This is a genomic window from Streptomyces sp. NBC_01314 (assembly GCF_041435215.1).
Classification (GTDB): domain Bacteria; phylum Actinomycetota; class Actinomycetes; order Streptomycetales; family Streptomycetaceae; genus Streptomyces.
Genome location: NZ_CP108394.1, coordinates 11,120,918 through 11,138,754, shown reverse-complemented (window position 1 = coordinate 11,138,754; position 17,837 = coordinate 11,120,918). Strand labels below are relative to the sequence as shown.

Genomic DNA, 17,837 nt, shown 5'->3' with positions numbered 1-17,837 from the left:
ATGAGCCTCCCGCTCGGCCACCCGCCGGCGGATCCCCCGAACATCCGGCACCGCATCCCCCGATCGGGGGAGATCGCCACGGGACCGCCGTTCCGGCCCGACCGCAATGACCGACGGACCGCTGCTCCGGCCGGACCGCAAAGACCGCCGGACCGCTGCTCCGCTGCTCCGGCCGGGCCGCTCCTATGGCGCGATCGCTATTCGGCACGCCCCGAGCGGAAGGCCCAGGCCGCGACCTCGACCCTGTTGCGCAGGCCCAGCTTCGCCTGGACCGACCCCAGATGCGTCTTGACGGTGCTGGGTGCGATGTACAGCTCGGCGGCGATCTCCGGGTTGGTCAGTCCCCGGGCGATGCCCTGGATGACCTCCTCCTCGCGGTCGGTCAGCGGTTCGGCCGGCTCGGATGCGCCGCGCCGCCGCGCCTTGGTGAAGTGCTGCAGCAGACGGAGGGTGATCTGGGGGGCGACCATGGCGTCCCCGCGGACGGCCGCCCGGACGGCCTCGGTCAGCAGCGCCGGACCGGCGTCCTTGAGGAGGAAGCCCGATGCTCCGTTCGACAGCGCCGTGTACACATATTCGTCGAGGTCGAAGGTGGTGACCACGACCACCTTCGGCGCTCCGGGATGACCGTCGCCGGCCAGTCGGCGGGTGACCTCCAGACCGTCGGGCGGAGGCATCCGGATGTCCACGAGACACACGTCCGGCCTCGTCTCGCGGGCCAGCGACAGGGCCGAGGCCCCGTCGGCGGCCTCGGCCACCACCTCCATGTCGGACTCGGCCGACAGCACCATGCGGAACCCGGCCCGCACCAGATACTGATCGTCCGCGACCAGGATGCGTATGGTCATGCCGTCCTGCCCTCCCGTAGCCGCAACCCGGATCGTACGGCGTGCCGCCCGCGTGCACGGGCGTTCCGTGAAGCCTCGTCGGGGTCCAGCGGTACGGAGACGTGGACACGCCACCCGCCTTCGGGTCGGTACCCCGCCTCGAAGGCGCCGCCGAGCAGCTCGATCCGCTCCCGCATGCCCATGATGCCGAAGCCGCCGCCGAGCCGCCCGAAGCTGCCGCGGTGTCCGGACGGAGAGCCTTGTCCGTCATCCTCGACGACCAGTTCGGCGTGGCCTGCCGCGACCCGGGCGGACACATCCACCGACCGCGCTCCGCGCGCATAGCGCTGGGCGTTCGTCAGGGCTTCCTGCAGGACTCGGCTCAGCCCGCCGGTGACCTCCGTGGGGACGTCCTTGGGCAGCTCCTGTCCGAGGTCCAGCCGGATCGGCAGTCCCGTCGCCCGTGCCTCGTCCACGATGCGGGTCAGCACCTCGCCGAGGCTCTCCGGATGCCGCGGGGCTTCGTCACCGCGCATCGAACCGACCAGACGCCGCATCGACGTCAGCGCCTCGCCGCCCGCGTACTCGACGGCCTCAAGCATCTCGTTCAGCATCCGCGGGTCGAGGGTGCCCCGGCCGGTGACATGGCGCACGGCCTGCAACTGCACCACGATCGCGGTCACCTGATGGGCGACGGTGTCGTGCAGGTCGCGGGCGAGGGCAAGCCGTTCCTCCTGCCGGACCAGTTGTCCGGTGCGTTCCTGTTGGACGTCGTAGAGGCGCAGCACCAGGCCGCAGACGAAGGCCAGGGCCAGTTCCAGCACGGTGCTGTCGGAGAAGTCGCCGGGATCCGAGTCCCGCAGCACCGGGACGGAGAACACGCTGATACCCAAGGCCGCCACGACCACCGGGGCCCACCGGGGCGTGCAGCGGCGCACCGCCACGGCGAGGAGGACCAGCAGGCCCATGAGTTCGCTGCCGCTGCTCTCGCTGGTCACCATGTTCACCGGCAGCAGGTGGTAGGCCACCGTGGCCACGAAGGTGCCGGCGCAGGCCACCAGCACGGCCCGCGGAACCCATCGGGAATCGCGCACCGCGGCCAGCACTGCCATCGCCCCTGCCAGGGCTCCGGAGCAGACCGGCACCCAGTCCCCGACGAAGGCCTCCATGTCGAAGGTCGGGTCGAAGACGATCCGTTCCCGCATGTCCTCATAGACGGAGAAGAGGAACAACAGCGCCAGCGCCGAGATCAGGATCCGCCCCGGCCAACTTCGGTAACCGGCACGCCGGCCGGAGGACACAGCTATTCGCATCCGCGCCACCCTACGCACCTACGGCGGCGATTGACGCCCGCCTCTCGCGCGCGGATCGGTGGGCATGGGCGCGGGCCGGGCGTCGCGCACCCGCTTCTCCAGTACGAGGGGTCAAGTACGTGATCGATGCAGGTAGCGACCGGGCTGGCTCTGGTCACCTGTGTGTGCGGTCTAGGCCGGGCGCCCCCCGGGCGGACGCAATTTCACGGTGGCGGCATAGGGGGCCGTCGGGATTGCCGGAGGTACGGCCTGCGTGGAGACGTTAGAACCAGGCGCCCTGCGGATCAGCCCGGAGCAGGGCTCGCGGTGACCACGTCGACGGCACGCCGACGGTGGGCAGCGAAGAGATTCAGGGCGGTCTCGGTGTCGCGGGTACGCAGGGCGGTGACGAGCTCGCGGTGTTCCTCGGGGACGCGGGTCAGGTAGCCCTCGGTGCTTCGGATGATCCGGGTCAGCAGGAACAGATGGACCTGGCACCGGATGCCTTCCCACGCCTCGGCCAGGCGCTGGTGACGGGAGGCGGCGAAGACGGCGTCGTGGAAGGCAATGTCGAGGCGGACCATTTCGTGCTCGTCCACCGCTCGCTCCATCAGTGCGGTGACCTTGTCGAGCGAGGTGAGGTCCTCGTCGGAGGCGTACTCGACCACGCGGCGGACGGCGAGGTCCTCCAGCGCGCCGCGGAGGCTGTGCAGCTCGGCGACGTCATCGGCGGACAGCGTGGTCACCGTAGTGCCTCGATGCCACGCGCAGTGGACCAGGCCCTCTCGCTCCAGCATCCGGAGCGCCTCGCGGACCGGGCCGCGGCTGACCTCCATGAGGCCCGAGAGTTCCACCTCACGCAGCTGTGCGCCGGGATCGTAGACCCCGCTGAAGATCGCTTCCCTGATGCGGTCCGCGACCTCGTCGGCCAGCCCCCTGCGGCGCGCGGGCGCTACCTTGCCCTGTTCACTCAAACTCGCACCTCCTCAAACAACGTCCTCATGTTAACATTCACCTATTGTCCGAATGTCAACATTGAGACAACTGGTCGGATCGTTCGGCCCGCTCAGGAAGGCAGTGACGTGACCGTTCCTCCGATTCCCCGGTTTCACCTCGCCGTGCCGGTCGACGACCTGGTCGCCGCGCGTCGCTTCTACGGCAACGTGCTCGGCCTGAAGCAGGGCCGCAGCGCGGACACGTGGGTGGACTGGAACCTGCGTGGCCATCAGTTCGTCACGCACCTGGCGCCGGGCCGCGCGCAGCGGATCCACAACCCGGTTGATGGTCACGACGTCCCTGTGCCGCACTTCGGGCTGATCCTGACGATCCCCGGGTTCCATGAACTCGCCGCCCGGCTGCGCACGGCGAACACCGAGTTCGTGATCGAGCCCCATGTGCGCTTCGAGGGGCAGCCGGGCGAGCAGTGGACGATGTTCCTCCTCGATCCGGCCGGTAACGCGCTGGAGTTCAAGGCGTTCGCCGACGACTCCCAGGTGTTCGCTTCCTGACCGGCGGACACCGCACCCCTCCCCCTCACCACTCGAAAGACGGGAACATTCATGAAGGTGTTCCAACTCGGCGCTGCCGGCGGAGTCGGCCGTCGCCTCACTCAGCTCCTCACCAGCCGCGGGGACGCGGCGACCGGCATGCATCGCGGGCCCGGTCAAGGAGAGACCGTGCGGGAGGCCGGCGGGACTCCGGTGATCGGTGATCTCATCACCGACTCGGTCGACGATCTCGTGCAGAAGATGCAGGGCCATGACGCGGTGGTCTTCTCGGCCGGTGCGCACGGTACGGGGATGGACAAGACGACCCTCATCGACGGCAAGGGCTTGGAGAAGGCCGCCAACGCGGCCGCGCTCGCCGGGGTATCACGCTTCGTCCTCGTCTCGGTGTTCCCCGACGCGTTGCGCGGCGGTGAGGGTGGTGAGGGCTTCGAGCACTACGCCAAGGTCAAGAAGACCGCCGACGTGTACCTGACGCGCACGAATCTGGACTGGCTGATCGTCCGCCCGGGAACCCTCCTGGACACCCCCGGCACCGGCCGCGTCACCGCCGGGCCCGCCATCGAGTACGGCGACGTGCACCGCGACGACGTCGCCGCGTTCATCGACGCGACCCTCCACGAGCCCGCCCTGAACCGCGTGATCGTCGAGCTCACCTCCGGCGACACCCCCGTCGCCGAGGCCGTAGCCCAGCTCGCGGCCGCCTGAACTCCCACCCCACTCAACAACCGCACCACCAGCAGCGAGTAGCACCATGACCGCCCTCGATTCCTACAGCCATGACGTCTGCGGTGAGAAGGAGTTCGGTTTCGCCCAGGCCATCAACGTCGGCGACACGATCTACGTCTCCGGACAGCTCTCGCACGACGACGAGGGCAACTTCCTCCACCCGGACCACTTCGACGCTCAGCTTCAGCAGTCCTACGCCAACTTCGAACAGGTGCTCTCCCACTACGGCGCCACCCGCAACCAGGTCGTATCCGAGACCCAGTTCATCGTGGACCTGCCGAAGTACAAGATGGCGATGGCCACCTCGAACCTGGCCCACTTCGGTGACCATCACCGGTCTCATGTGAAACCCGGCGCAGGCCGCGGCTCTGGCCAAGACCGGGGCGGAGACGGTTGTCGTGAATCTGCAAGCGGCCAGGAATGACGAGGCCGCACGGCACCTGACGCGCGCCGAGGCGGTGGTGTTCACCGCAGGGGCCAGGCAGTTCCGCGACCCGCAAAGATGGCTCCGCGGCCCGAACTGAGGGTGTGGATCGCGGCGCCGCAATTCTGCTGACGATATTCCGCCGAAAGAAGCGGCGCCGGACACTACCCGCTGGTCTCGGCCATGGGCGCCGACCTGAGAGCCGTCGATGACGACACCCTCGACCTGATCTTGCGCCGCTTCGATCGCGGACGCCCCGGCTTCCCTCACCACCCGCTGAACGCGTCCCGCCACTGGGCCCCTCGACGTGTGACCGAGCGCTGCGGTTGGCCCGTGAGCGTTCTGATCGGCCCGGGTGAGTGCTGAAGGTAATCCCAGGTCGTCGGCTACCCGGCCCCACAGAGGAATCAGAACGGTCGCGACCTGGACGGGCAGGAATGATCCGTCCGGCGTCGAGTACGCCTCCATACTCAATACTCAATGTGAGGCAGAAGGGGGATGCCATGGCACACGTACACGGAAGGCCGGTAGCAGCATCGAGCTCCCTGTTGACACGCGCTCTCACCCTGGAGACCGGGAATGCCTGGCAGTTCCTTGCTGCGGGCGAGTGGCGCCTGTCCTCAGCGGACGCCGAGGCGGTAGTGGCTGTCCTGGCCCGCCTCACCGCTCCGCTCCCGACCCGGCGGGGCGCAGCGGCACAGACCCGGGCGACTGACCGAGACAGACGGCTTCAACGCATACTCCGCACTACCGTCCATCACCTCGACGCCGGTGCTGTCAGCCCGCCCGCCGCCGCCCTCCTGGCCGCCGTCGCCCGCACCCTGTTGCCCTGGCACATGGCCCCGAATCCACCCACTGCGGCGGCGGCTCCGAGGTATGGCACCGTGCCGGGGACGACAGAACGCGCGGCGCCGCCGACCGAAGAGGGCGAAGCCCTGCTCCCCGACCTGGCCGCACTGTTCACCGCTCTCGCCGCGACGAGCGTGCCCGGCGCCGTCCCGCTCGCACCGCCGGTTGAGCCCTGGCACGCACGATACGCGGGTAGATTGCGCCGCCACACCAAACCCGCGCCGGGGGTATGGGCAGCCGAAACCGTCGGCTGCCCGGAGTGCGGGGGCAAGGAAGGCCCGTGGACCGTGACCTGCGATTGGCGCCGGACCACGTTGGGCTGCCCCTGTGGGGCGGTGAGTCGCGAGCACGGCCTCGCCCTCTCCGAGATCTGGCTCGTACTGCCGGAGACCTGACTGAGCCTCGGAGCCAGTGCGTTGCGTGGGCGGCGCGCTGCTCCGGACAACCAGGGCGTTCGGCCGTCGGGGAGACCGCCGGCCGCGCGACCCAACGGGTGACACCTTGAGCACAGACTTGGCCGAACGGGCCATACAGCGCTCCATACCTTGTTGAAGGGTTGATTCCGGGCCTTCGTACGATCGGGAGGCCCAGAGGCCTGGGTGTGGCTGAAAGCGCTCATGCCGTACGTGTGGCTTTGACTGATAGGCCGCCCAGTCCCCCGGACGACACGGCCACTCATTGGGATATGCGGATAGAGATCGCTTCGTAAGGACACGTCGGCGTGGTCGTTAAAAGGCGTGTCCGTGGAATCGGCCGAGGTCGCTGACACGGTTGTCCGGGCCCGGCCGTCTGCAGCGGGCCCGTTCGCGCCGGCGCTCCTGGTCCGCTTCTGGGCGGCCACGGCGACAGCCACCGGATCCGAAGGACGCCATCGCCGAGCACGTCTCGCAGACCTCAGCGCGCGGCGGAGGCACGCCGTCGGGCCGCCCCTGACCGGACCACGGACGCGTCGGCCTTGGCGCCGACCGCACTGGTGATCCGTCCGGGTCGGCCTCAGCCGTGGGGGACGACGGCCACCGGGCAACTCACGTGATGGAGCGCTGCCTGCACCACGTGGCCCAGGTGGGATCCCAGCCCGTGGCGGTGCGCACTGCGGCCCACCACCAGCAGTGCGGCGCCCTCGGCGGCGTGCACGACGGCCTTGGCGTGGCCGGCCAGACGCACGCTGTCGGCCACTTCCACCTGCGGATACTTCTCGCGCCAGGGGTGCAGTGCCTTGTCCAGCAGCTTTCGCGCGTCCCCGGTCAGTTCCTCGGTGACATCGTGGTCCACACCCCAGGGCACGCGTGCGTGGAGCGGCACGCTCCGCCCGTGGACGGCCAGGAGCGGAACGCCCCTGGCGGCGGCGGAGTGGAAGGCGAAGTCCAGCAGTTCGTCGGAGGAGCCGTGCAGTTTCAGGGCTACGACCACGCGGCTCGCGGCTGTCTTATGGGGCACTTCCTCCCCGGCCCGCTCCTGGGCATCGGCTCGGACGAGGATGACCGGCCGCTGGGCCCGTGCGACGACGGGCAGACTGATGTCTCCCAGGAAGTAGCTTTCCACCGACTCCAGCCTCCGTGAGCCGAGCACGGTCATCTCCGACTCCGCAGCAGCCTGGATCAGGGCGTTCTGGGCGTCGTCGGGGACCAGGCTCCCGACGACCAGCAGTCCCGGGTGGCGGGTCTGTAGCTCTGCTCGCGCGGTGTGGACGAGACGCTTCGCCCAGTAGTTCTGGTCGACCTCCGAGGGAACGAGGGCCGGTTCCGGCGCCAGCAGCGGCCACGCATGCAGCAGACGCAGGGTCAGCTTGCGCTTCTCGGCCTCGTCGGCGGCCCAGCGAGCGGCGGCAAGGCTCTCGGGTGAGCCGTCCAAGCCCACGGTGACAACTGGTTGCATGGCGGCAGCCTCCGTCTCGTACGAAACTGGGGATGGCGGTGCATGTGGGTGACGGTGAGCGAGTCCGATATGTGGAGGTCCGGACGTCGCCGGCGTGCCGAGCGAGATGCGTTGTCTCTTTCGAGAAGTACCCCATTCCCCTCCACGGCGCATGTGGACCCGGCGGACCAGCGAAGACGGACACGCGAGATCCGCGCGGACCCACCCGACGAGAGCCGCATGGGATCCGCACGAGAGGAGCGGAGGCCGTGACGATTGCCTGGTGGCCGGTGTCGACGGTTCCGAGGCGGGCCCGGAGGCGGTGGCCGAACTGCCGGTGATCGGTAGGTGCGGGTACACCGGGATGCCTCTGGCCTCGTCGACAAAGCGATGCCGCATCACGCGCCGGGCCCGATTGCGGTCGTTCCGCGGATGCGAACCGGTCAGATGGGCCGGGCGTCGCCCCGTAGGGACCTTCGGCCCGTTACGGGGGCCGGCCGCCCTTGAAAGGGGGGTGAGGTGCTCCCTGGCGTCGAGTCGGACCATGAGCACACAGGATTCGCCACACCCGTCCGGGTACCGGTCGCTGCCGCTGACAGTGACCCCGATGAGCACATTGACGGCGACCGGCGGCAGCACCATGAATAACAGCGCGCGGTGCGGTCGCACAGCATGCGGTGAGGGTCGCCCCGGTCACGGTGAGCGCGGTGATGGTGTCTTCCTCAGCCGTAGCCAGCGCGGCCACCGCGACGGCCACGACCAGGCAGAATAGGGCGATACCGAGCAGCGAGCCAGCGGGATGTCCCGCCCGTGCCCGGTGTGCGCAGGGCGATGGTCCGGCTCGACGCCAGGGAGCACCGCACCTTCGGGGGCTGCCTGGAGAAGGTTGCGAAGGGCCGACTGCGCTTGAGTCCAGGAACGCTGCACGTGTGGGCGTGGAGGGCGGAAGGCCCGTTCGAGTGGCTCGGTCGTCCAGTCGGAACGCGGCCGACAGCGGGCGATCACGCCCGCGTTTCCCGAGTGGTCCTCTCCGGGCCGCCCAGGTCCAGGCGGAACGGCGGGTACGCGTCCGTCATCAGAGCGGCGTAGGCCGAGACGCGCAGGACCCACCGGTTGAGCCCGATGATCAGGTCGAACAGGTCCTTCGGATACTTCTCGGTGAAGGCCAGGATCACGGCCGCGATGACCGTCAGCAGGCCGATCAGGCCACCGGACCACCAGCCGAAGTGGGCGCCGCCGAGGAAGAACCCGACGACCAGGTAGTGCGGGATCGCCAGGAGCCACCACTTCACCAGCACCAGGCCGCGGGAGAGGTGCTCAGGGTAGGAGATGTCCAGCCGTGCCGGGTAGTCCGGTTCCTCGCCCAGGCTGAAGGGCGGGTACCGATCGGTCCCGAGGGCGTCGTACGCGTAGTAGGAGACCCGCCAACTCCAGCGCATCACTCCCAGGTTGAAGTCGAACAGCGCGCGAGGGTAACGCTCGGTGAACAAGATGGCGAAGAACGCGATCACGGTCACCACGGAGAAGGCGATCCACAGGAAGAACAGCACGACATAGTGCGGAATGGCGAGAATCCATTTCACGAGCCACAGCCATCGGGACAGTGGCGAGTCGATCCGCGCGTTCACCCGGACCGGAGGGTCCGAGAATGCCACCTGATTCGTCATGGTGATCAGCTCCTTCGTCCGGCGGAAGACCGCCGGTATGGGCTCATGACCAGCCTGGCTGCTTCCGCGTGACCCCGCGAGGGCAGGGCAGTCCAGTCCTGGGGCGGGCCGGCCTCGCGCTGTCGGCCCCAGATTCGGCAATCCCGGAAGACTCAGAAAGGGATCGTTGCGAAGCACTCGTATTCCATGGTTCCGCGACGTCGGTCGCCTGGGGTGCGCAAAGCGTGCAGCGTGCTGAAGACCCGGTCGGCTCCCGGGCTCCCGGGCTCTCGGGCTCCCGGGCTCCCGGGCTCCCGGCGGTGCGACGGATCCGGCGCGGGCGAGCCGATGCGGGCCGTCGCGGAGCGGGTCCTCGACAACCGCCGACAGCGCCCAGGGAATGTCGAAGGTGTATCCACCGCTTTGGCTGCGGCACGAACCCCTTGTCCCACGGGTTGCGTGCGACGATCTCGACATCGGTCCCCAGGCCGACGCCGTGCATGACGACCTGGTTCTTGAAGCCCCGGTCGACCAGGGCTTTACGGACCTACCACTGCCCTGCTTCGCAGGAGTCCGATACCTCCACGGCCTGAAGGTCGGGTTTTCCTCGGAGGTTCTCGATGAACACCGGCTCGTCGGCCAGGATCTTCCCGCCCGCCTGCGGGTAGCGCACAGTCTCGGTTGCCGCCGACGGCCAATCCGTCGGCGGTCGCCGTATGTTCTGGCCTGGTGATGTAGACATCGACGTTCTTTTGTTCACACGCGAAGGGCTCGGCTGGTCTGTGCAGTTCCTGCCGAACGCCCTGACCGCGTCACGCATATTTGTCGCCGAGTCGGCCGTTCGTTTGGAGAGCGGCCGCACGCTGGTCGAGCCTGCGGAGCGCGATACCCCCACTGGAGGTTCTCCCGCTCGAACGACATCCCGCGCAGCAGGGTGAGGTACGGGCCGATGCGTTCGGCTTCAGCGAAGTACGCCTCCTCGGAGCGCCCGTCGAGCAGGCGCTGGCGGAGCCTCTCGTAGCGGACCAGCTTGGCGGTTGCCCACTCCATGCGCTCGGTGATGGCTTTGCGCACCGCGTCGAGGTCGCCCGGGAGACCCAGCGTTCCAGCGCGGCGAGTTGCTCGTCGCCTTCGGGCAGCACGTGGGTGGCGACGAGGAGAATGCGGAGCAGGTGGGTGCGCTCGGCCGGGGCGAGCTGGTCGAGCATGTCGCAGTGCCGTTCCCAGCTGAAGGAGTCCACTGGCGGGCGGGTCCGTGTCCGACCGGCTTCGGGCCTGTGTTGGGCCTCCTTGAGCTGAGGTCGGAGCGCCCGACGATGCGAGGGGAGACCAACGCGATGCGCCCGTCCCTCCGGTGGTGCCGGGGGGACGGGCGCATGGGTAGAGGGCTCAGCCCTGGAGCTTCATGCCCTTGGGTGAGGTGAGGCCCTTGTCGGGGTGGGCACGGAACGTCGCCGTCCACGTGGTGGGCGGGCAGGACGTGCCGTTGGGGTGCTGCTCCGTCAGCTTGGCCCGGGTGCTGTCCTCGACGACCGTGTCACCGCTCTTCACGGACGTCACGGTGAGCCGCACGGGCACGGGGGACGCGCCGATGTCGTCTGGGAGTCGGACTGCCAGCGAGGCGAACGGGTCGTCGGGGCTGCCCGATGTCCGCTCCTCGCAGGTGCCGTCCACGCACAGCCGTATCCTCGCCGCGTCCCGGCCGCCGAAGTCAGCGGGCCGCCACACGGCGGAGACCTGTGAGTCCGCGTCGGCTTCGGTGCACGTCGTGTCCGGGCCGAGGAGCGAGCATCCGGTCAGGGCCACCGCCAGCAGGGGGGTGAGAAGGGTGTGGCGCATGTCAGTACCTCGCTACAGTGCCGGGAAAGGCGCTGTTGGCCAGTCCGATGTCGGTGCAGTACAGCCAGCACGGGTCGAAGAGGCCGCCACCGCCGCTGCCGCTGCCGCTGCCGCTGCCGCCGGAGATGATGCCCTTGGCGTAGGCGCGTCCGCTGCTGTCGACGGTGTACACCGGACCCGCCGGAGTCACCGTGGACCGTGCAGGATCCGGACGTCTTCTTGGCGACGACCATGTTCCTGGCCGTCGTACCGCCGGAGTAGTCGAAGGTCGCCTGGGTGTCGGTCACCTCCCAGCCCCACTTCCCGCCGGTCATCATGCCACCCGCGCAGACCTTGTCGTCATCTTGCGCCCAACGCCGCCAGTAGTCCTGAACGAAGAAGCCATCCATCACAGAACCCGCCGCACAGCTCGCCCCGATGACCCCGCACGCGATGATCAGCGCCTTCGACTACCTCCGGACGGTCCAGGCCGGCGACACCGAGGCCGCCGTCGAGTTCGCCGCAGCCGAACCGGCCATGCCGCGCTGCTCGTGGAAGTCGCCGAGCAGATCGTCGTCCCGGTCACCGCGCTGTGCGGCACCGATCCGGAGCCGTGCGACGGCTCCTTCGCCCTGCAGGCCGTCGGACGCGTCTTCGTGACCACCCACAACTGGGCACAGGCCGGGCCGGACACAGCGAAGGGCACCGCCCAGGCCGTCATCCGCTTCACCAAAGAGATCCTCACCCAGGACCACGAAGACATCGACGACATCCTCCGGCACATGGAAGCCGTCGGCTGGTGGGCCAGGCCCTCGATGCGCACCCAGCACCGGCGATGCCCCCCGTGCGCCTCACCATCGTGTAGCGCGCACCTGGAGAAGGCGATGGTGCGCACCATCGCCGGGCAGTGCACCGCCCCGCACACCATGCGTCACGCCGCTCATCGCGTGCGGGGTCATGGGCGCCAAAAGCCAGTTGAGATTGTGCCCTTGCTGGGGAAGGGTCAGTGGTCATGGAGTTCTTCTGCTACCACCGTGATCGGCCCGGCTCCCTCGCGTTACGCGAAGAGTTGTTGGAGGAGCACTGGTCCTACATGGACCGGTACGCGAAGGAGCTGATCGCTCGCGGCCCGACCTTCGCCGATGATGGTGAAACACCCACCGGCAGCGTGCACATCGTCGATCTGCCCGATCCCGCCGCCGCCCGCGCGTTCGCCTTCGACGAACCCAACTACCAGGCAGGCGCGTACCGGGACGTGCTGCTGCGCCGGTGGCGCAACTTGCTGGGGCGCACCATGTGGGATTTTCCCGGTGGCCTGACCGGTGGCAACCGGTACCTGGTGCTCGGTCTCGGCGAGGGCCCGGCCGCCGACCTTGCCCTGCCGCTCGACCGGGACGAGCTGGTCGCGTACGGGCCTCTGCTGTCCGACGACGGCGACACCTGGCTGGGTACGGCGGTGCTACTCAAGGCCCCGGATCCGGAGACGGCACGAGCCGTCCTGGCTGCGGACCGGTACGCGGACATCGAGGTCCACGACTGGGAGTTCGGCGGGCGTCGATGAGTCACGGCAGGCACCGGGTTGATGTCATCACCGGAACACGTTGACCTGGGACAGGAGCGGTGACGGTGGCGATGCGGGCGGTTCCACTGGTGGGCGGGCCGGTGGAGTTACGGGGTGCGCTGGACCTGGAGACCACACAGGCAGGGGTGATGCCGCGCCGGTTGCCCGCGTGGACCAAGGAGCAGTACCAGGACCCGTCGGTCTACGGGGTGACCGTGATGCCTTCAGGGGTGCGGCTGGTGTTCCGCACCGATGCGCGCGCACTGGAGTTCGAGGTACTCACCTCCACCGGCCAGCTCGACTGCGACCCCCACCCTCGCCCGACCGGGATGCTGGAGTTGCTGGTGGACGGCGCCTTGGCCGGGCGTCAGCAGGCGCCGGTGGGCAACGTGCTGCGGATGACGGGCCCCGGGGCCGTACAGCGACTCATCCCGGGCGAGCCAGGGACCGTACGGTTCGCCGGGCTGCCGGCCGGCATGAAGAGCGTCGAGTTGTGGCTGCCACAGCAGACGCCAACGGAACTGGTGGCACTGCGCGCTGACGGCGACGTGCTGGCACCGCTGCCGGACGGGCGGCGCCGCTGGGTGCACCACGGCAGTTCCATCAGCCACTGCATCGAGGCTGACGGCCCGACCGGGACCTGGCCGGTGGTGGCAGCCGCACTCGGAGGGGTGGAGGTGATCAATCTCAGCCAGGCGGGCAACGCGCTGCTGGATCCCTATGTCGCCCGGACGATCCGCGATACGCCCGCCGACCTGATCAGCCTCAAGGTGGGCATCAACATCGTGAGCCTGTCAGCCTTCCGGCTGCGGACGTTCGGCCCGGCGGTACACGGATTCCTGGACACGATCCGGGACGGACACCCGGACACCCCACTGCTGTTGATCTCTCCGGTGAGCTGTCCAGCCCTGGAGGAGGCCCCCGGCCCGACCGCGACCGGCCCGGACGGGAGGCTCGCTGCCCTGGGCGACCCGGCCGATGTGGCCGGCGGGGCATTGTCGCTGGCGGTGGTCCGTGCCGAGCTGGCCCGGATCGCTGCGGCACGACAGGCGTCCGATCCCCACCTCCACTATCTCGACGGACGCGAGCTGCTCGGCCCGGACGAGGCAGATGACCTGGCCGACGGCCTTCACCCCACCGCCGCCGCGTACCGTCGAATGGGCAAGCGCTTTGCAGCCCACGCGTTCGCGACCGACGGCCCCTTCCCCTGACATCACATACCCCCTTGTCCATGGCCCGATCGGCGGTCGGGACCGAGGCTGACAAGGGGGAAGCGTGCCGGTAGCGAACCTGGTCCAGGAACGACGCGCGCCCGGACGAAACTGGACAAGGTTCGGCCGGGCGGCGTGCGCACCGGTGCGGTGCGGAACATCGGGCTTCCGCCAACTTGAAGTCGCAGGTCAAAGCGCTGGTGTGACGGTCGTTCGGGGTGCTCATGCTGGTCAGGATCGGCAGTCTGGGCAGTAGATCATCCGTCAGCCCCGGCCTGACGGATGATCGGGGGTTGTAGAGCGGTGCTGCCAGGGGCTGGAGGTCTTGGTACATCAGCTGCGTTGGTATCTGGCTGCCATCGTATGGAACACCTTCTTCGGTTCCCAGCGCCTCTCGTCGAGCATCCGGACGACGCCGTAGGAGCCAAGGTCCTGCTCCCCGGGCCTGCTGTAACCGGCGAAGGTGAACCAGAGCGCGGTGTCCACGCCTTCCTCCTCGAAGATGTCCAGCAATTCGGTGAGGTAGCGCGCCTGCTCGTCTTCGTCCGGGACCGCGCCGTGCGGCACCTGCCAGGCCATGCCGCCACGTTCTCCCGCGCCCTGGTACGCGCAGGTTCCGTACTCGGTCACCGCGACGGGCTTGCCGTGGGCGAGGTGCCCACGCAGCTCGTCCCGGAAGCTGTCGGCGTTGTAGGCGGCCCGGTAGGCATCGATGCCGACGAGGTCGAACGCACCCCAGTCGACGAACTCCCAGGGAGCCGAGGCGTAGGTGACCTGCCCGCCGAAGTGCGTACGGACGGTCGCGGCGATCTGGGAGAGGAAGTCGTTGAGGCGTTCTTGCACCGGTCCGAGGGAGGACCACCATTCCATGTCGGCGGCGGCCATGGCCCGCATACGGTCGCCGTAGGTGTCGCCCGGGAGGAAGCCGCCGCAGAACGCGCTGATCTCGCAGCCTGCGACGAACACCACATCGGCGCCAGCCTCCCGTACGGCTTCGGCCCGAGCGGCGCAGTCGGCGAAGAGCGGGAGCAACTGGTCGCGGGGAAGGTCCACAGGAAAGGGGGCGAACCAGACCTCAAGGCCCGCGTCAGCAGCGTGTCGGGCAGCGATGCTCAACCGTTCAGGCTCTCGTCCGGTGATACGAACGGCGTCACATCGGAGATCCTCGGAGATCACCGCCATGTCGTGCCGGACCGTCTCAGGGGTGAAGCTCTTGCGGGAGAGTTCTTCCCCTGGGAGGAACCCTGTGTCGTAGTTGATGCCCCGTGCGCGCACGTCCATGTCCCTTCACGTGACCGTTGCCGTGTTCCAGCAAGTCAAAACCGCGCTCGGGGCTCTTGGCCAGAGTGCGCAACCGCTACCGAAGGTGGTGTCGCATCGGAAGAACCAGGAGCGGGCCGGGCAGACGATCACCCTGGCGTGGTCAGAGTTCTCTTCGCGCACAAACGCCGGGAACTCCATGCGGTGTTGCTCAGCGGTTGACTCCGAGGTTCGTCAAGACGGGCAAAACGCGCAGGGGCTGAGTGGCGCGGGCGGACTCGGTGCGGAGCTTGGTGAGGACGCGCGCGCCAGTTCTTCAGGTGGGCGAGCCACGCTCGGACGGTGCGCGCTCAATGGCGAGGACGCGGTTGGCGTCCTCCTCGCCAGGGGTGAGTTTGCGGGCGGGGGTGGCGGTGAAGCTGGTGAGGACGTCGGTGGCGGCGGTGTCGGAGAGGTAGGCCGGGGCAACTTCGAGCATCGGCTCACCGATCGTGTGGGTGCTGGCGCCGAGGTCTACGACAACGGCGCGCAGTGCGGCGAGTGTGGGGTCCACCGACGGATCGGCGGGCGGCGGAGGCGGGGGCCGGGGCGGGCGGACGTCGCGGACGGCCTGGCGGACCACTGCCCGCACGGATGGGCTCATCGAGTGCCTGGAAGGCCGCTGTGGGCAAGCGCGGCGGGGCGCCGGGGAGTTCAAGGCTCCGCGACGTCGTCCGTACGGCCGGAGAGGGCGATCAGAGCGGGCTGGGACAGGCCGCAGTCGAACGTGGCCCGCCGCGGCCTCCGGGTCGCCGTCTCGGTTGCGAGACGGGTCGGTGAGGGCGGTGACGGCGCCGTGGATCGCTGTGAGTGATCGGGCGACGTGCAGCAGCCGGTACGCCTGGGCGCGGCTGATGCCGAACTCTCCGTCGCAGTCCGCCTCCCCCGATCCTTCCCTGTCAGGTTTCAGCATGTTGAGCTATTTGATCTACAGAGTGTGAGAACGAAGAAGGACCCCGGTCGACGGCGAATTCGAGGGGTCCTTCGTGTCTCGCGGGGCTGCGGGTCAGTGGCTGGTGAGTTCGCCGGTGAGCTTGCCGTGGAGGTCGGCGCTGGGGTCGTTGAGGCCGATGATCTCCACCGTCTTGCCGCGTTGGGCGTACTTGGTCTCGATGGCGTCGAGGGCGGCGACCGAGGAGGCGTCCCAGACATGCGCGGCTGACAGGTCGATGATGACCTTCTTCGGGTCGCCCGCGTAGTCGAACTGGCCGACGAGGTCGTTGGAGGAGGCGAAGAACAGCTCGCCGGTCACGGAGTACACCACAGTGGTGCCGTCGGGGTCGGTGACCGGGGTGACGTGGGCGAGGTGGGCGACGCGCTTGGCGAAGATGACCATGGCGGTGATGGAGCCGACGACGACGCCGATGGCGAGGTTGGAGGTGGCGACCACGCAGATCACGGTGATGACCATGACGGCGATCTCCCCGGCCGGCATCCGCTTGAGCGTCTTCGGGGCGATGGAATGCCAGTCGAAGGTCGCGAACGAGACCATCACCATCACCGCGACCAGGGCCGCCATGGGGATGTCGGAAACTACGGGCCCGAAGACGATGCACAGCACCATCAGGAACGCGCCGGCGAGGAAGGTGGAGAGGCGGGTGCGGGCGCCGGAGACCTTCACGTTGATCATCGTCTGGCCGATCATGGCGCAGCCGCCCATGCCGCCGAAGAAGCCTGTGACGATGTTGGCGATGCCCTGGCCGATGGACTCCCGGGTCTTGGAGGAGTGTGTGTCGGTGATGTCGTCGATCAGTTTGGCCGTCATCAGGGACTCCATCAGGCCGACCAGCGCCATGGCGAGCGCGTAGGGGGCGATGGTCGTCAGGGTGGCCATCGTGAATGGCACGTCAGGCAGACCCGGTACGGGCAGGGAGGACGGCAGGTCGCCCTTGTCGCCCACCGTTGGCACGGCGATTCCGGCTGCCGCCGTAATGACGGTGAGGATGACGATGGAGACGAGCGGGGCCGGGATCACCTTGGTGATCTTCGGGAAGAAGACCATCAGCGCGAGACCGCCGATGATCAGCGGGTACACCGCCCAGGGGACATCGTGCATTTCGGGGACCTGCGCCATGAAGATCAGGATGGCGAGGGCGTTGACGAAGCCGACCATCACCGAGCGGGGTACGAACCGCATCAGCTTCGCGACGCCCAGCGCGCCGAGGGCGACCTGGATGACGCCGGCCAGGATGACGGCGGCGACCAGGTAGCCGAAGCCGTGCTCGCGGTTGAGCGGGGCGATCACGAGTGCGACGGCGCCGGTCGCTGCGGAGATCATCGCCCGCCGGCCGCCGACGATCGAGACGGTCACGGCCATGGTGAACGAGGCGAACAGACCGACGGCCGGGTCGACACCGGCGATGATCGAGAACGAGATCGCCTCGGGGATCAGGGCCAGGGCGACGACCAGGCCGGCCAGGACCTCGGTGCGCCAGACCTTCGGGTTGTTCAGCCAGTCGGGGCGCAGGCCGCGCAACCGCGCGGCGGGAGTCACAGCGGTAGAAGACAAGGAGATGCGTACCTGTCGTGTTCAGGCACACCCCACTGACAGGCCGGGGCGTGCGGGAAGGATCAGCGGGGGCCGGGACGGCACCCCGCGGACGACCCTCACAGCGGGCCGGAAGTCAAAGGGAGGGACGCAAGGCAGGGCGGGGCGCGCCCGCGGCCGGGCAGCTCACGTCCGGGGGCGAAGGGTCACGACGGGCAGGCGGCGGCGATCGGCGTCATGGACTCGCGCACGCTCTCTCCTGCAAGAATTGGATCTTCGCCGGGGGCGCCATCGGCCCCGGAACGGCAGTAGCGGAGCAGCCGGACCGCCCTCG

17 protein-coding genes and 3 pseudogenes are annotated in these 17,837 nt (G+C 68.8%); 7 read left to right on the top strand and 13 right to left on the bottom strand.

Annotated elements, in window-relative coordinates:
* Positions 1 to 197 precede the first annotated feature (197 nt).
* From OG622_RS49275 to OG622_RS49265, 3 genes are all read right to left on the bottom strand, one after another.
* Positions 198 to 848 carry a response regulator gene (locus tag OG622_RS49275; RefSeq protein WP_371583915.1) on the bottom strand — a complete coding sequence of 217 codons (651 nt, stop codon included), beginning with the start codon at positions 846 to 848 and terminating at the stop codon, positions 198 to 200.
* Positions 845 to 2,140, bottom strand: coding sequence for a sensor histidine kinase (locus OG622_RS49270; protein WP_371583914.1), 1,296 nt, complete (start codon positions 2,138 to 2,140; stop codon positions 845 to 847). Before OG622_RS49270 ends, OG622_RS49275 begins: the two co-directional genes overlap by 4 nt.
* Positions 2,141 to 2,424: 284 nt before the next feature.
* Positions 2,425 to 3,093, bottom strand: a complete 669-nt coding sequence (locus OG622_RS49265; protein WP_371583913.1) for a GntR family transcriptional regulator — start codon at positions 3,091 to 3,093, stop codon at positions 2,425 to 2,427.
* A 27-nt stretch (positions 3,094 to 3,120) separates the two neighbouring features.
* On the opposite strand from OG622_RS49265, the gene OG622_RS49260 reads away from it, so the two are divergent.
* From OG622_RS49260 to OG622_RS49245, 4 genes are all read left to right on the top strand, one after another.
* Positions 3,121 to 3,627, top strand: a complete 507-nt coding sequence (locus tag OG622_RS49260) for a VOC family protein (RefSeq protein WP_371583912.1) — start codon at positions 3,121 to 3,123, stop codon at positions 3,625 to 3,627.
* 51 nt (positions 3,628 to 3,678) lie between these two features.
* Positions 3,679 to 4,332 (top strand): NAD(P)-binding oxidoreductase, encoded by a 654-nt coding sequence (locus OG622_RS49255; protein ID WP_371583911.1) that lies wholly within the window; start codon positions 3,679 to 3,681, stop codon positions 4,330 to 4,332.
* 46 nt (positions 4,333 to 4,378) lie between these two features.
* Positions 4,379 to 4,777, top strand: a complete 399-nt coding sequence (locus OG622_RS49250) for a RidA family protein (protein WP_371583910.1) — start codon at positions 4,379 to 4,381, stop codon at positions 4,775 to 4,777.
* Between the two features lie 884 nt (positions 4,778 to 5,661).
* Positions 5,662 to 6,021, top strand: coding sequence for a hypothetical protein (locus OG622_RS49245; RefSeq protein ID WP_371583909.1), 360 nt, complete (start codon positions 5,662 to 5,664; stop codon positions 6,019 to 6,021).
* 598 nt (positions 6,022 to 6,619) lie between these two features.
* Here OG622_RS49245 and OG622_RS49240 read toward each other — a convergent pair.
* The gene (locus OG622_RS49240) at positions 6,620 to 7,501 is read right to left on the bottom strand and encodes a universal stress protein (protein ID WP_371583908.1); all 882 of its coding nucleotides are present in this window, start codon (positions 7,499 to 7,501) and stop codon (positions 6,620 to 6,622) included.
* Positions 7,502 to 8,263: 762 nt separating this feature from the next.
* Between OG622_RS49240 and OG622_RS49235 the strand changes: the two are divergent.
* Positions 8,264 to 8,377, top strand: a pseudogene (locus tag OG622_RS49235) (flavodoxin); the annotation flags it as partial.
* 104 nt (positions 8,378 to 8,481) lie between these two features.
* Here OG622_RS49235 and OG622_RS49230 read toward each other — a convergent pair.
* From OG622_RS49230 to OG622_RS49205, 6 genes and pseudogenes are all read right to left on the bottom strand, one after another.
* Positions 8,482 to 9,147: a DUF4389 domain-containing protein gene (locus tag OG622_RS49230; RefSeq protein WP_371583907.1), complete on the bottom strand. Its 666-nt coding sequence runs from the start codon at positions 9,145 to 9,147 to the stop codon at positions 8,482 to 8,484.
* A 394-nt stretch (positions 9,148 to 9,541) separates the two neighbouring features.
* Positions 9,542 to 9,673, bottom strand: a pseudogene (locus tag OG622_RS49225) (IS5/IS1182 family transposase); the annotation flags it as partial.
* A gap of 265 nt (positions 9,674 to 9,938) precedes the next feature.
* Positions 9,939 to 10,215, bottom strand: a pseudogene (locus OG622_RS49220) (PadR family transcriptional regulator); the annotation flags it as partial.
* Positions 10,216 to 10,515: 300 nt separating this feature from the next.
* Positions 10,516 to 10,965 (bottom strand): hypothetical protein, encoded by a 450-nt coding sequence (locus tag OG622_RS49215; RefSeq protein WP_371583906.1) that lies wholly within the window; start codon positions 10,963 to 10,965, stop codon positions 10,516 to 10,518.
* 1 nt (position 10,966) lies between these two features.
* On the bottom strand, positions 10,967 to 11,137 hold the full coding sequence (locus OG622_RS49210) for a hypothetical protein (protein WP_371583905.1): 171 nt from the start codon (positions 11,135 to 11,137) through the stop codon (positions 10,967 to 10,969).
* A gap of 277 nt (positions 11,138 to 11,414) precedes the next feature.
* Positions 11,415 to 11,726: a hypothetical protein gene (locus tag OG622_RS49205; RefSeq protein WP_371583904.1), complete on the bottom strand. Its 312-nt coding sequence runs from the start codon at positions 11,724 to 11,726 to the stop codon at positions 11,415 to 11,417.
* A gap of 230 nt (positions 11,727 to 11,956) precedes the next feature.
* On the opposite strand from OG622_RS49205, the gene OG622_RS49200 reads away from it, so the two are divergent.
* Together OG622_RS49200 and OG622_RS49195 are read left to right on the top strand one after the other, a co-directional pair.
* Positions 11,957 to 12,505: a YciI family protein gene (locus OG622_RS49200; protein ID WP_371583903.1), complete on the top strand. Its 549-nt coding sequence runs from the start codon at positions 11,957 to 11,959 to the stop codon at positions 12,503 to 12,505.
* 71 nt (positions 12,506 to 12,576) lie between these two features.
* Positions 12,577 to 13,716 carry a GDSL-type esterase/lipase family protein gene (locus OG622_RS49195; RefSeq protein ID WP_371583902.1) on the top strand — a complete coding sequence of 380 codons (1,140 nt, stop codon included), beginning with the start codon at positions 12,577 to 12,579 and terminating at the stop codon, positions 13,714 to 13,716.
* Between the two features lie 333 nt (positions 13,717 to 14,049).
* On the opposite strand, the gene OG622_RS49190 is transcribed toward OG622_RS49195, so the two are convergent.
* The 3 genes from OG622_RS49190 to OG622_RS49180 form a co-directional block, all read right to left on the bottom strand.
* On the bottom strand, positions 14,050 to 14,832 hold the full coding sequence (locus OG622_RS49190; protein ID WP_371583901.1) for a hypothetical protein: 783 nt from the start codon (positions 14,830 to 14,832) through the stop codon (positions 14,050 to 14,052).
* Positions 14,833 to 15,292: 460 nt separating this feature from the next.
* Positions 15,293 to 15,607, bottom strand: a complete 315-nt coding sequence (locus OG622_RS49185) for a hypothetical protein (protein ID WP_371583900.1) — start codon at positions 15,605 to 15,607, stop codon at positions 15,293 to 15,295.
* A gap of 414 nt (positions 15,608 to 16,021) precedes the next feature.
* Positions 16,022 to 17,524, bottom strand: coding sequence for a SulP family inorganic anion transporter (locus tag OG622_RS49180; protein ID WP_371583899.1), 1,503 nt, complete (start codon positions 17,522 to 17,524; stop codon positions 16,022 to 16,024).
* Positions 17,525 to 17,837: the final 313 nt, after the last annotated feature.